The organism is Arthrobacter sp. CAN_A212 (genome assembly GCF_015752345.1).
In the GTDB taxonomy this organism is placed as follows: domain Bacteria; phylum Actinomycetota; class Actinomycetes; order Actinomycetales; family Micrococcaceae; genus Arthrobacter_D.
Window position 1 is genome coordinate 161,638 of record NZ_JADOUT010000001.1, and the last position, 13,269, is coordinate 174,906.

Sequence of the window (13,269 nt, forward strand, 5' to 3'; positions counted from 1 at the left end):
TCGGGATGGAACTGGATTCAGGCACCGTCTCAATCATCCAACTCGGCTGGTCCCGGCTGTTGAAGCTGGACGACACCGCGTTCGCCGAGGCTGCCGGCGAACGGATTTACCACCGGGACGACGACGCCGAGCTGGTCACCTTTGTGCGGCTGTTCGGTGCGGAAGCGATTGTGGGTCCCGGCTGGGCCCTCGACGCGGCAGCGGAGCTCGACGGCGACAACCTTGCCCGCCACTCGACCCTGCTGCAGCTCACCAGGGACCAGGGCGGCCGCGGTCTGGGCGCGGCGAACCTGTACTTCTGCGACAGCCTGCCCGCCCTCAACCCGCGTGACGATGCGGCCGTCAGCGATGACCACGCGTTCGCCGTCGCCCTGGAACGGCTCTGTCCACCGGACGATACCGCCGAGGTGGGGCTGAGCGACCTCGAACACCGCGCCATCCTCGTGGACGACGCACAGGCTCCGCCAGCACCCTTCGCCGGCGCCGGCTATGCCATCTGGAGCGGTATCCTCGCGCACATGGGAGTCCTCACAGCGCCGGACCACCGGGGTCAGGGGCATGCCACCTACATTGCCAAAGTGGCTGTGGAGGAGGCGATGGCGGCGGGGCTGATTCCCCAGTGGCGCGCACGAACCGACAACACAGCGTCCATCAGGACGGCCCTCAGCGCCGGCTTCGTTGAATGCGGGAGCCAGACCAGCGTCCTGCTGTCGAAGTAACCTCCGGCGGGTGGAGGCTAGGCCGCGCCGAACAGCTCGAGCAGATCCTGGCGCTTGAACATCTGAGCTGTTTCCGTCGCAGTGGGCCGACCCCGATCCGGATCGGCTCCGGCCCCGATCAGCACCTCGGCCACCTCGGCGTACCCCTTGAAGGCCACGCCAGCCAGCGGCGTCTGGCCCTTGTCATTGACGGCGTTGACGTCGACACCACGGCCTGCAAGGTCAGCGACGATGCCTGCGTGCCCGTGGTAGGCGGCGAGCATCAGCAGGCTGTCGCCACCACTGTTGGTCAGGGTGGCGGGGACTCCCGCATCGAGGTAGCGGGTCAGGGTTGCGCCGTCGCCGGTACGCGCTGCGTCGAACAGCTGGTGCGCCAGCGCAACAGCCTGCTCCGCGCCCGCCTGCTCGGCGTCTTTCCCGTCAGTGATGCCCGGGTTGTCGTCGGTGGAGTCGGTCATGGTTATCTGCGTCCTTTCAGGAAGCCCGTGGCCCGGCCCACCACCTGGCCCGCGTCGGGCGCCACAATGATTTCCTGGGCTGCGGCGTAAATCTCGTCGCCATCCTGCACCACCAGCTCACCCAGCGGGTCGACGGAGCGTTTGATGATGGCCAGCGCCACCGCTCCCATTTCGTAGTGCTGCGCAACTGACGTCACAGTGCCGACCGTGCGTCCACCGGCGACGACTGCGCTTCCCACGGCAGGCAGGGTGTGCTGGCTGCCATCGAGCTGCAGAAAGACGAGACGACGTGGCGGATGGCCCAGGTTGTGGACCCGCGCGACGGTTTCCTGGCCCTTGTAGCAGCCCTTGGACAGATGGACCGCGGTACGCATGAGGTCCAGTTCGTGGGGGATGGTTTTCTCGTCTGTCTCCGCGCCGGAGCGTGGGCGCCACGCGGCCACCCGCAGCGCTTCTGAGGCCATTGCACCGGCAAGGCTGAGGCCCTGCTCCGCCAGGTCAGCGACGATGGTGGCGAGGTCAGCCTGCGGCACCAGGTACTCGAACCAGGGCCTCTCCAGCCCGGGGTGATCGTCCTCGGTCACCACCGAATAGGCGTAGCCCCCCTCGGCGACCCGCGGCCACGGATCGACCCACACAGTGCGGTCGGCGAAAGACTCGATGGGCTTGACCGAGCCCAGGACCGCCCACGAATCGGATACATCGGCGACCTCCACGCGGAGCATGAACTTCATCCGGTCCAGCCAGGCGGCCAAGCCTTCGGCTTCGCGGCCCTCAACGATCAACCAGGTAGTGACTCCGTCATCAACCACCCGGGCGTTGTAGTCAATCCTGCCCTGCACGGTCAACAGGAGGGTTTCCGAGCTGCTGCCGGGTTGCAGCCCGAGGAGCAGCTGGGAGGAAAGGGTGTTCAGCCAGCTCAACCGGTCGGGCCCGGTCACGGTGACCACGCCCCGGTGGGACAGGTCAACGACGGCGGTTCCCCGCGCGAGGGCCCGCTGTTCCTTGAAGGGGTCACCGTAATGGGAAGCGGTACCCAAATCGGGTGCACCGGAGGCGACGGCGCCGGGCAGGGACAGCAGCGGGCTGAGATAGGTCATGGTGGTATCAACGCTTCCTGAGGCTAGGCGTATTCCTTGACCCTATGATCAGGCCCCGGTTTGGGTCAGGACTCTTTCTTCAGAATCCCTGACGCGTGGGCCTCCAGCGAGCGGCCGTCAGCGGCGACGTCCCAGCGCCAGTACAGGTCGCCGTCCACCAGGCCGTACAGCCTCGTGGCCGCGGTGTACTCCTTCGAGTTCTGCCCGCGCATCACCAGGTCGGTGCTGAGCTGTATCTGCGGCCCCTTGATGACACCGTAATACAGCTCTGCGATCCCCCCGGGGTGCACGATCGTGGCGGTGATATCGAAGCCGTCCTCGGCGTTGCGGAGTTGTTCCACCTCGTCGGCACTCTTCAACGCCGGCACGATATCGGCTGGGGAAAGCCCCGGGCCGCCGTCGGCGTCGTTAAGTTTGCGGTCCAGCGCCCAGAAGCCCGTCTCGACCGAGAGGGGGCGCAACCGGGTGCCCTGCTCGTCGGTCAGCCAGGTCTCCGCCGTGTACTGCAGGTAAGGCAGCCCATTCTGGGTGAAGGTGACTCGCTGTTCGAAGTGTTCCGACTCAGCTGAGCCCTCACCCAGTCTGCCGGAACCCTTCCAGGCCCCGAGGAGCCAGGACAGGGGGACCAACTCGGGCGTGAGGTCGGTAGGAATTTCGAAAGACATGGTGAGGTGAAGCCTTACCGCTGGCCCTTGTAGAGGCGGCTAATGACCAGCCACGCCACTCCGGCCATGGCCAGCGAAGCGAGCACCAGCAGTCCGATGAAGAAGATTTCAAGCGCAAGAATCGACATGCGTCCATCCTAACGCGACCTCTCAGTAGCTCTGAACCCCGCCGCGGCCAACCCGGCGTGCTAACCGGTGAACAGTTTGCCCAGAAAGTAGGTGAGTGAGCCGATGACGAGGATGGGAGCTGCCCCGATGGATAGGGCAGCGGGCACGTTCAGGGGTGCGTCCCTGGTCAGGAACAACCTCCGGGCGGCAACGATCACCGCGCCGCTTGCAGCGCCGATGAAGCCCGCCGCCAGCCCCGGGACATCGGTGAAGAGGATGGCGCCCAGTGGTCCGGCGGTGGTCGCGAGTGCAATTCCCAGCGGCGCGACGAACCGGTCTGGCCAGGGCAACAGGGATGCCGCCAGTGCGATCAGCACGCTGATTCCGGTGACCAGCATCATCGAGGTGTTTCCCGCGTTGATGGCCAGCCGGTCGGCCGCCACCCAGCCGGACGCGAGACAGGCCAGCAGCACACCCACCCCCGCTCCGAGCGTCGATTCCAGCCGGTGGCTCTGGCCGGTGCCCCGGAACAGCTGGATGAGGAACACCGCGCCCAGGCCGAGGGCGGTGGTCACCGGCATCCATGTCATGAAATCGGTATCGGTCGCGGTGAGAGCGGCGCCGGTCGCGGCCAGGCCACTGAGGGCGATCACGGCGGACTGACTCTTCTTTGCGGGGACACCGAGCATGTGGGGCCAGCCGATAGCGGCCACCAGGATCAGGACGGAGATAACGGCCGCGACGGCGGTCACAGAAAGGTAGGAAGCGGCCACTACTGAGCTGACGGCTGCTGCCGCCGCGACGGCCACAATCCTTACTCTCACCCCAGCAATACTGCCCTACCGGTTCGGCATGTGAAAACTTGGCGCTCCGGGTGCGGCGCATCACACCCGGTATACTGGATCAAACCTGCAAGGGCTTCGGACGGGATCAGCTGGCCTCTGACCTGGCCTGGTTGCCCGACCCAGCCGCCCGATGATGCGCGTCCAAATTTATGGAGGACACATGCCGCACATCCTGATGTTGACCAATAGCCCCGGTTCGTCGGTGGGTGTCCTTCCCGCGCTCGAATTGCTCAACCACAAGGTCCATATTCTGCCCGCCGAGCCCACGGCGCTCCTCGAGACAGAACCGTGCGACGTGGTGATGGTGGACGCGCGCAAGGATATGGTCGGCGCACGGTCCCTGACCCAGCTGCTCAAGGCCACCGGCCTGAGCGCCCCTTTGATGCTGGTGCTCACCGAGGGCGGCATGGCTGCAGTGGCTGCCAACTGGCTGGCGGACGAAGTCGTCCTCGACTCGGCGGGGCCCGCCGAGGTGGAAGCGCGGTTGCGGTTGGTCATCGCGCGGTCCAGTGCCGCCGAAACGGAAACCAGCAACGAGATCCGCGCGTCGGGCGTGGTGATCGACGAGACCAGCTATACGGCACGGGTCGGCGGGGAGCCCCTGAACCTGACTTACAAGGAATTTGAGCTGCTGAAGTACCTGGCGCAGCACCCGGGCAGGGTGTTCACCCGGGACCAGTTGCTGCACGAGGTTTGGGGCTACGACTATTACGGGGGAACCCGCACCGTCGATGTGCATGTCCGTCGCCTGCGGGCCAAGCTCGGCGCCGACCACGAGCAGCTGATCGGGACGGTGCGCAACGTGGGCTACCGGTTCACACTGAACCGGGCCACCGAGGACCGCCCGGCGGTCGACGCGTAACCCTGCCGTCCGTCAGTAGTCGGCTACCCTCCGGTTAACCGCGAAAAGTCCCTCCGCCACAGTCGTGGTTTCGGGACTTTTCGGGTCTTACTCGTGGAGGACATACGGGTCGAACGTATCGCGGGCACCCCACTGGTGCATCCCCCCTGAACGATCTTTTACACTACCCCACCCGCCGGAGTGTGCCAAAACGGAGCCCGGCAGAATCTTCTCCCGTTCGCCTGGTCCGGAGGGTTAGGCTGGCACCATGACCACAGCCCACGTCCCCACCTGGCCCATCCTCCGCACCACAGGCGCCCCCGAGCCCCGGCTCCTGCAGGACATCCTCGACCTGGCGGCAGCCGCCGCTGAGGCTGACGGGAACCCGCCCCTGTCCGAGCAGACCCTGGTCAACCTCAGGGCCGCCGACGCCCACCCGGACTCTCTTCTGGTCTTCGCGACCTACGCCGTCGACGGCGATTCCCCGGCTGTGTCCACCGGTGACCCGGCTAGCGCCTCAGGCGACGCCGAGGAGCTCGCGGGGGTAGCGGTGGTCAGCCTGCCCCGCGACGAAGCCGCGGGCGAATCCGATGCGGGGGTCCTCGAACTGGTGGTCCGGCCGACCTACCGCAGCCAGGGCGTCGGGACGGCGCTGGCCGGTGCCGTCACCGCCCACAGCCTCCCCGCCCTGCGTGCCTGGTCCCACGGCAACCACGCGGCAGCGGTCAGCCTGGCCGCGAAGAACGGCTTTGAACCGGTCCGGGAACTGTGGCGGATGCGTCAGACCCGTGCCGCACTGGAGGCTTCCGTGCTGGCTCCGGCGTCCGACCAGGTCACCCTGCCCGACGGCGTCGTGCTGCGTGCCTTCCAGCCGGGCGTCGACGAACAGGCCTGGCTCGCCGCCAATCGGGCAGCGTTCATCGACCACGCCGAGCAGGGAGCCACCACCCTCGAGGACCTGCAGGCCAGGATGGCCGAGGACTGGTTCGACCCCGCCGGGTTCCTGCTGGCCGTGCGGGAGTCCGACGGCCAACTACTCGGGTTCCATTGGACCAAGGTGCATCCCCGGTCAGGCAGCCACCCCGCAATGGGTGAGGTCTACGTGGTCGGCGTGACCCCCGAGGCACAGGGCATGGGGTTGGGGAAGGCTCTGACCATCGCCGGCATCGAGCACCTCCATGCCCTGGGATTGCAGGCAATCATGCTGTACGTCGACGCCGACAATACCGCCGCGGTGGCCCTCTACCGCAAGTTGGGCTTCACCCGGTGGGACGTTGACGTCATGTACGCGCCGCAGGTTGCCGGGGCAAGCTTGTAAGGTGGATCCTGATGCCGTAATACCCGCACTTTCCGGGATGAAAAACGGCAACCCACCCGCCGTCAGGAGACACCATGGAATCCGAAATCGCAGCACGCGTTCCGGCGCGGTACGGCTCATCCGAGGTGGCACCAGCGCGTGCCACCCAGGACCGTATCGATATCCCGGAATTCGCACCCAGCCTGCTTCCCTCGGGTGCCATCACCCCTGACCGGTTCCTTGACCGGGAATCGAGCTGGCTCGACTTCAACGCCCGTGTCCTTGAACTGGCCGAGGACCCGGATCTGTACCTGTTGGAACGGGTCAGCTTCCTCTCGATCTTCGCGTCCAACCTGGACGAGTTCTTCATGGTGCGCGTCGCCGGGCTGAAGCGCCGCATCGCGACCGGGCTCGCCGTCCCATCCGCTGCGGGGCTGAGCCCCATTGAGCAGCTCGAACAGATCATGGCTGACGGCTACAAGCTGCAGCAGCGCCACGCAGCGGTCTTCGCCGAGAACATCCGGCCAGCCCTGGCCGAAGAGAACATTCACCTGACCACCTGGGATGAACTCGACGACACCGCCCGCGCCGAACTGACGACCCTGTTCGCGGAGAAGGTCTTCCCCATCCTGACGCCCCTGGCGGTGGATCCCGCGCACCCCTTCCCCTACATCTCGGGGCTCTCCCTGAACCTCGCCGTCGTCGTCCGCAACCCGGTCAGCGAGAAGGAGCTCTTCGCCCGCGTCAAGGTGCCCGACCAGCTCCCCCGCCTGATCTCCGTGGATGGGCCCCGCGCGGGGAATGTCACCGGTCGGACCGCCCGGTTCATCCCGCTGGAAGAGGTCATTGCGGTGCACCTGGACCAGCTGTTCCCGGGAATGGAAGTACTTGAGCAGCACACCTTCCGGGTGACCCGGAACGAGGATCTGGAGGTCGAGGAGGACGACGCCGAGAACCTGCTGCAGGCCCTGGAGAAGGAACTGCTGCGCCGCCGGTTTGGCCCACCTGTCCGCCTGGAAGTCACCACCGACATCAATCCCAGCATCCGCGCCCTGCTTTCCCGCGAACTTGGTGTGGAAGAGGACGAGGTCTACGGACTGCCCGCGCCTCTAGACCTGCGGGGCCTCAGCGTGATTGGCAGCATCGACCGGGGCGAGCTCCGGTACCCCAAGCACGTCCCGCACACCAACCGGGACCTGAAGGAAAGCGAAACCTCGAAGGCGGCCAACGTTTTCGCTGCCATGCGCCGCCGCGACATTTTGCTGCACCACCCGTACGACTCGTTCTCCACGTCGGTCCAGGCGTTCCTCGAGCAGGCTGCCGCGGACCCGAAGGTGCAGGCAATCAAGCAGACGCTGTACCGGACGTCCGGCGATTCACCGATCGTTGATGCACTGATCGACGCTGCCGAGTCCGGCAAGCAGGTGCTGGCCCTGGTGGAGATCAAGGCACGCTTCGACGAGCAGGCCAACATTTCCTGGGCCCGCAAGCTGGAACAGGCGGGCGTCCACGTGGTGTACGGCATCGTGGGACTGAAAACCCACTGCAAGCTGTCCCTCGTGGTCCGGCAAGAAATCGACGGCCTCCGCCGGTACTGCCATATCGGCACCGGAAACTACCACCCGCGGACCGCCCGCTACTACGAGGATTTCGGGTTGCTGACCGCCAACGAGCAGGTTGGCCAGGACCTGTCCCGGTTGTTCAACCAGCTGTCAGGGTACGCACCGAAGTCCACGTTCAAGCGCCTGCTGGTTGCCCCGCGTTCGGTGCGCTCCGGCCTGATCGACCGGGTTGAACGGGAGATTGCCAACCAGAAGGCTGGCCTGGCGGCCCGCGTGGTGGTGAAGGTCAATTCGATCGTCGACGAAGCCGTGATCGATGCTCTCTACCGGGCATCACAGGCTGGTGTGAAGGTGGACGTGATCGTCAGGGGTATCTGCTCGGTCAGGCCGGGTGTGCCGGGACTCAGCGAGAACATCACCGTCCGGTCGGTGCTGGGCCGCTTCCTCGAACATTCCCGGGTCTTTGCCTTCGCCAATGGCGGGGATCCGGCGGTCTTCATCGGCTCGGCCGACATGATGCACCGGAACCTCGACCGCAGGGTGGAAACCCTCGTCCAGTTGAGCGCACCGGAAGACATTGGCTACCTCATGTCACTGATCGACCGTTATATGGATGAGGGCACCGCGAGCTGGCACCTGGATCGCGACGGCGGGTGGACCCGGCATCACAAGGACGCCGAGGGCGGCCCCCTGAGCGATGTCCAGAGCTACCTGCTGGCGTCCCGTGCGCGCAACCGGTCAGCGATTCGCCGCTGATGGCCACGACCGACGAGGTTGTCTCCACTGCAACCCGGGACACGGAACCCGCGGTTGTTGCCGCGGGTGCCATCTGCTGGCGGAAGGAGCAGGGCCAGCTCGAGGTGCTGCTCATCCACCGCCCCCGTTACACGGACTGGTCTTGGCCCAAGGGAAAGATCGACCCCGGCGAGACCACCCCCGAGTGCGCCATCAGAGAGGTCGAGGAAGAGGTTGGCATCAGGGTTTCACTGGGAATCCCTCTGGCCTCCACCCGCTATCCCGTCGGATCGGGCATGAAACTGGTGCACTACTGGGCAGCACGTACCGAGCGCATGGTGGTGCGGCCGGATGGCAAGGAAGTGGACAAGTTCCTCTGGGTCTCCCCCGCCCGCGCGTCCGAGCTCCTAACCAACCCCACGGACCGGGAACCCCTCGAATCACTGATAGCGGCGTACAAGGCCGATCAGCTGGCCACCTGGCCCCTGATTGTCGTCCGCCATGCCAAGGCGAAGCCTCGGTCCTCGTGGACCCGGGCCGAGGGTGAACGCCCCCTGGCCGCGACCGGCCGCCGCCAGGCGGTGGCGGTGAGCCGGCTTCTCGAGGCCTGGCATCCGTCCTGGGTGGTGAGCAGTCCGTGGGAGCGGTGTATCCAGACGGTCGCGCCCTATCTCACGTCTAAGGACATCAAGCTCAAGCTCGCCGATTCGATCACCGAGCGCAACGCTGGCCGCAAACCGGACAAGGCCTCCGCCACTGTCGAGAAGCTTTTCGACAAGTGTCGCCCGGTGGCGCTCTGCACCCACCGCCCCGTCTTACCAGTAGTTTTCGGCGTCCTCCGGCGCCACATGACGAAGGAGCTGGCCGCAGCCCTACCGGTCGATGACCCTTTCCTGGCCCCCGGCGAGGTGCTTATCAGCCATGTCAGCAGCACGGTCCCCGGCCGCATCGTCGCCGTTGAACAGTTCAGGGCCTACGACGACTAAACCGGACCAGCCGTTGAGCGTTACTGCGCGGAGATTCAAACTCTTCCCTCATTGAGACCTTCAGGACAATTCGTCGCGGATGAATTCCTCGTTTTCCGGGGCGGCGACGCGTGAGTAGAGGTAGCCGATCACGAGGACGACGAACGGCAGGGCAATCAGGACCCAGCCCAACGGGCTCAGCCCCCACGGCGTCACCGAGGGATCCACGCCCTCGGCGGTTGTCCCGGCCAGCAGACCGAAGCGGGACATGAGGAGATATTCGCCGATCAGGAGTCCTACGAATGCCACAATCGGGGCAATGATCGTTACGAAGATACCCTCCGTGCCTTTGTTCTTGCGGAAGAACGCGATGACAGCGAGACAGACCATCGCTTCGATCAGCACAATTGCTACCACTGCCAGGCCGCTGAACCAGTAGAACATGTTCAGGATGGGCTCGAGTTGGAACAGAGTGAAGAGCAGGATCACTATCCCCGTGACCGCGGACGTCGTCACGGAAGCGCTTTGGGGAGCACCTTTGACATTGACCCGTGCCAGTGGGCGGGGCAGCACTCCGCCACGGCCGAGGGCAAAAACGTAGCGGCTGGCCGCATTCTGAAATGCGAGGAGTCCTGCAAACAGGCTCGAGAGTACGAGCACACTCATCACCGTGGCCATCCACCCGCCCACGTATTCGGTGGCCAGGGAGAAGAGCACGGCGGCTGGGTCGGCTAGCGGAACGCCGTCCACCGTCGAATACTCCACCGTGGCTTCGACCACCCGCGACGCTCCCATCCCCGTCACCAGCGCGAATGCGGTGACAGCGAACAGGACCGTGATCAATCCCACCGCCAGGTAGGTGGCGCGCGGCACAATCCGCTTCGGGTCCTTGGATTCCTCGCCATAGATCGCTGTTGCTTCAAATCCGATGAACGACGCGAAAGCAAAGGCGAAGGCGATCCCGGCAGAGCCTGCAAGTCCACCAACCAGGATGGCCTGGGGCGAGAAGGAGGCCACGAAGTCGTAACCCTCGGGGCCACCGTCGATCAGGATGGCAACGGCGGTGATCGCCAGGGCGAGCACCTCGAGCAGCATCAACGCTCCGAGCACCTTCGCACCCACATCGACGCTTGCCATCGACAGGACAGTGACGAGCGCCCACGCGCTCAGCGTCCACAACCACCATGGCAGTTCAAGGCCGAGCGCACCCATCTGTCCAGCCATCAACCCGCCGAAGAAACCAAAGATCGCGAGCTGGATGGCCACGTAGGCGATCAGGGATACAAACGCGGACCCGAGGCCGACGTTCGGTCCCAGACCACGCCCAATGTAGGCGAAGAAGGCGCCAGCATTGGTGACACGCTGACTCATCGCTGAATACCCAACGCTGAAGAGCAACAGCGTCAGGCCAACCACCAGGTAGGCTCCGGGTGCGGCTGCGCCGTTTCCCAGCACAATCGCAATCGGGACGGCGCCGGTCATGCCAACCAGTGGCGCCGCGGCGGCGACGACGAAGAATACGACGCCGATGACTCCCAGCCTGCCGCGGCGCAGCATGGTCCGTGGTCCATCGATGGCGCTTGATCCGCCGTCGGAGGCCGTAACGGGTCTGTTCATGGTCTATCTCCTCAATGAGCTGTCCCGACGATGCGGAACCCTTTCCGGAAGCTTCCTCCTGCGCACGAGTACTTTTCTGCTGCTCTCTTGGAAGCAAATTGTGTGATGCAGTTGCCGGTTGACCAGTGAGTCAGTCTTACCCGTTGATGACCTGCGGGACTGCCACGCCCTTCAGCCCTTCGACACCGAACTCCAGCCCGTACCCGGACTGCTTGATGCCGCCGAACGGGATGCGGGGGTCCACGGCGCCGTGCTTGTTGATCCACACTGTGCCAGCTTCGATCCGCGCGGCTACTTCGCGTGCAGCTGTGACATCCGACGACCAGACGGAGGCGCCGAGACCAACTTCCAGACCGTTTGCTTTCGCAATGGCCTCATCGATCGTGCTGTATTTAATGATCGGCAGGGCAGGGCCGAACTGCTCCTCGGCAACGAGCGGGTTGTCGTTGTCGATGTCAGCGATAAGCGTTGTCGGGTAGAAATATCCCGGCTGATCCGGATCAGGGTTGCCACCGGTCAACACGCGGGCTCCGGATTCCTTCGCGGCATCCACCAGGCGAGCCACGATGTCGTACTGCGGCTTGTTCTGGAGCGGTCCAAGGAGGTTAGCTTCGTCGAGCCCAACTCCCATGGGCATTGCCTCGGCGACTGCGGTCAGGGCTTCGCAGACAGCGTCATAAATATCCTCGTGCACGTAAAGGCGCTTCAGTGCGGCACAGGTCTGGCCGGTGTTGATAAAGGCGCCCCAGAAAAGTCCCTCGGCGATTGCTTTGGGGTCCGCATCGGGCAGAACGATGCCGGCATCGTTTCCGCCCAGCTCAAGGGTGAGCCGCTTGACGCTGTCAGCGGAGGACTTGATGATCGCCTTGCCCGTGGCGGTGGATCCGGTGAACATGATTTTCCCGATCGCCGGGTGCTCCACCATGCGGCTACCCACCTCGCCATCACCACAGACAGCGGCCAGCAGGCCGTCCGGCAGTTCCTGATTGAGCACGTGAATCAGCGCAAGAACGCTCAGCGGGGTGTACTCCGACGGCTTCACGACGACGGCGTTCCCCATCCTGAGAGCGGGAGCGATCTGCCAGATTGTGATCATCATGGGCCAGTTCCAGGGTCCGATGGCCCCGATCACGCCGATGGGGCGGTAGTGAATCTGCGCGAAGGTCTCGCCGTCGTCGGCTACAGTTTCCGGCTCGAGGACCGCGGTGGCGGCGGCGCGGAGCCATGCCGAACACGCGCCGACCTCGAAGCGCGCGTTGGGGCCGTTGAGTGGCTTGCCCTGTTCCCGGGAGAGCAGGATGGCGAGCTCCTCGGCTGAGCGGTCGATCGCGTCGGCAGCCTTCAACAGCATGTCGGTGCGCGCTGCATGGCCGAGCGAAGCCCATTCCGGCTGGGCGGCTGAGGCTGCCGCGATCGCAGCCTCCAGATCGGCGACGGTGTGTTCCGGTGCCTCGCCGACGGTTTCACCCGTCGCGGGGTCCTGGATAGCCCTCGTGGGTCCGGATGCCGGGGTAATTGATTTCAGTAGCGCGTCGTAGGTTTCCATGAATACTCCCCTTTGAGTAGTTGGGCCAGGTGTCCCTGACAGCGACCCGGAGGCTGTGGTCCCCCCGTGAAATGTGTTCTGCAACACATTGGCTACAGAGTAGACCCGGCGACCCTCATTCGTCACCTTTTTTCGACAGCGGGCGAATTTCCGTTACGACAGATTCTTCAGAAACCCATCCAATTGGTCGGTATAGGCGGGAAGATTGTCCTCGGGCAGTGATAGGGCTGCCGTGATCTGCGCACCCAGGAACAGATTCATGAGTTGCTCGCTGATGACGGCGTCCGGCACCGCGCTAGTGATCGCACCCACCTGCCGCGCCTCCCCGAGATGGCGCTTCAGCGCAACCCGCCACTGCTCCATCGACTCGCGGTGAATCGCCATCTTGAATTCGTCCGTGACGGCCTTCTGCCAGAACGGAATGACAACGCGCGCCTCGCTGATTTTCTCTTCATCGATGGGGAGAACTTCCCTCCCCAAGGCACGGATAGCGTGAAGCCCGGTCTGGTTGAAGGTAGTCAGGGCAATCCGGTTATTCGTGCGATTGAAGACATGTCGGAACGCAAAGGTGAGCAGATCATCCTTCGTGGGGAAGTAGGGCTTCAGTGCACCGTTCGAGAATCCGGCCTCGAGGGCGATGTCGCGCATCGTCGCGCCCTCGATCCCGTGCCGCGCAATGATCCGCCAGGTCGCATCCACCAGCTCCAGTCGCCGCTGGTCATGATCAACAATCTTTGGCACTGCGCAATTCTCCTTCGAGGATCTCTTGTGATCCATCTTACCTTCGGCATAGTCTACAAACAGAGAAAAA

Annotated in this window: 12 protein-coding genes; 5 read left to right on the forward strand and 7 right to left on the reverse strand. The window is 64.7% G+C overall.

The window, feature by feature from the left end:
* The first annotated feature begins 5 nt into the window (after nucleotides 1-5).
* Nucleotides 6-719 carry a GNAT family N-acetyltransferase gene (locus tag IWX64_RS00805; RefSeq protein ID WP_196865259.1) on the forward strand — a complete coding sequence of 238 codons (714 nt, stop codon included), beginning with the start codon at nucleotides 6-8 and terminating at the stop codon, nucleotides 717-719.
* A 17-nt stretch (nucleotides 720-736) separates the two neighbouring features.
* Here the strand turns inward: IWX64_RS00805 and IWX64_RS00810 are convergent, their stop codons facing one another.
* From IWX64_RS00810 to IWX64_RS00825, 4 genes are all read right to left on the reverse strand, one after another.
* On the reverse strand, nucleotides 737-1,177 hold the full coding sequence (locus IWX64_RS00810; protein ID WP_196865260.1) for an ankyrin repeat domain-containing protein: 441 nt from the start codon (nucleotides 1,175-1,177) through the stop codon (nucleotides 737-739).
* A gap of 2 nt (nucleotides 1,178-1,179) precedes the next feature.
* Nucleotides 1,180-2,277, reverse strand: a complete 1,098-nt coding sequence (gene ygfZ, locus IWX64_RS00815) for a CAF17-like 4Fe-4S cluster assembly/insertion protein YgfZ (RefSeq protein WP_196865261.1) — start codon at nucleotides 2,275-2,277, stop codon at nucleotides 1,180-1,182.
* Between the two features lie 65 nt (nucleotides 2,278-2,342).
* On the reverse strand, nucleotides 2,343-2,942 hold the full coding sequence (locus IWX64_RS00820; protein WP_196865262.1) for an FABP family protein: 600 nt from the start codon (nucleotides 2,940-2,942) through the stop codon (nucleotides 2,343-2,345).
* 188 nt (nucleotides 2,943-3,130) lie between these two features.
* On the reverse strand, nucleotides 3,131-3,874 hold the full coding sequence (locus IWX64_RS00825) for a hypothetical protein (protein ID WP_334683038.1): 744 nt from the start codon (nucleotides 3,872-3,874) through the stop codon (nucleotides 3,131-3,133).
* Nucleotides 3,875-4,055: 181 nt separating this feature from the next.
* On the opposite strand from IWX64_RS00825, the gene IWX64_RS00830 reads away from it, so the two are divergent.
* From IWX64_RS00830 to IWX64_RS00845, 4 genes are all read left to right on the forward strand, one after another.
* The gene (locus IWX64_RS00830) at nucleotides 4,056-4,757 is read left to right on the forward strand and encodes a winged helix-turn-helix transcriptional regulator (RefSeq protein ID WP_196865263.1); all 702 of its coding nucleotides are present in this window, start codon (nucleotides 4,056-4,058) and stop codon (nucleotides 4,755-4,757) included.
* A gap of 247 nt (nucleotides 4,758-5,004) precedes the next feature.
* Nucleotides 5,005-6,054, forward strand: a complete 1,050-nt coding sequence (gene mshD / locus IWX64_RS00835) for a mycothiol synthase (RefSeq protein ID WP_196865264.1) — start codon at nucleotides 5,005-5,007, stop codon at nucleotides 6,052-6,054.
* 74 nt (nucleotides 6,055-6,128) lie between these two features.
* Nucleotides 6,129-8,351, forward strand: coding sequence for an RNA degradosome polyphosphate kinase (locus IWX64_RS00840; protein ID WP_196865265.1), 2,223 nt, complete (start codon nucleotides 6,129-6,131; stop codon nucleotides 8,349-8,351).
* The gene (locus IWX64_RS00845; protein WP_196865266.1) at nucleotides 8,351-9,316 is read left to right on the forward strand and encodes an NUDIX hydrolase; all 966 of its coding nucleotides are present in this window, start codon (nucleotides 8,351-8,353) and stop codon (nucleotides 9,314-9,316) included. The genes IWX64_RS00840 and IWX64_RS00845 overlap by 1 nt, the downstream gene beginning before the upstream one ends.
* A gap of 60 nt (nucleotides 9,317-9,376) precedes the next feature.
* On the opposite strand, the gene IWX64_RS00850 is transcribed toward IWX64_RS00845, so the two are convergent.
* From IWX64_RS00850 to IWX64_RS00860, 3 genes are all read right to left on the reverse strand, one after another.
* The gene (locus IWX64_RS00850; RefSeq protein WP_196865267.1) at nucleotides 9,377-10,912 is read right to left on the reverse strand and encodes an APC family permease; all 1,536 of its coding nucleotides are present in this window, start codon (nucleotides 10,910-10,912) and stop codon (nucleotides 9,377-9,379) included.
* 136 nt (nucleotides 10,913-11,048) lie between these two features.
* Entirely contained in the window at nucleotides 11,049-12,458 is a 1,410-nt protein-coding gene (locus IWX64_RS00855) for an aldehyde dehydrogenase family protein (protein ID WP_196865268.1), read from the reverse strand.
* Between the two features lie 153 nt (nucleotides 12,459-12,611).
* Entirely contained in the window at nucleotides 12,612-13,199 is a 588-nt protein-coding gene (locus tag IWX64_RS00860; RefSeq protein ID WP_334683039.1) for a TetR/AcrR family transcriptional regulator, read from the reverse strand.
* Nucleotides 13,200-13,269 lie beyond the last annotated feature (70 nt).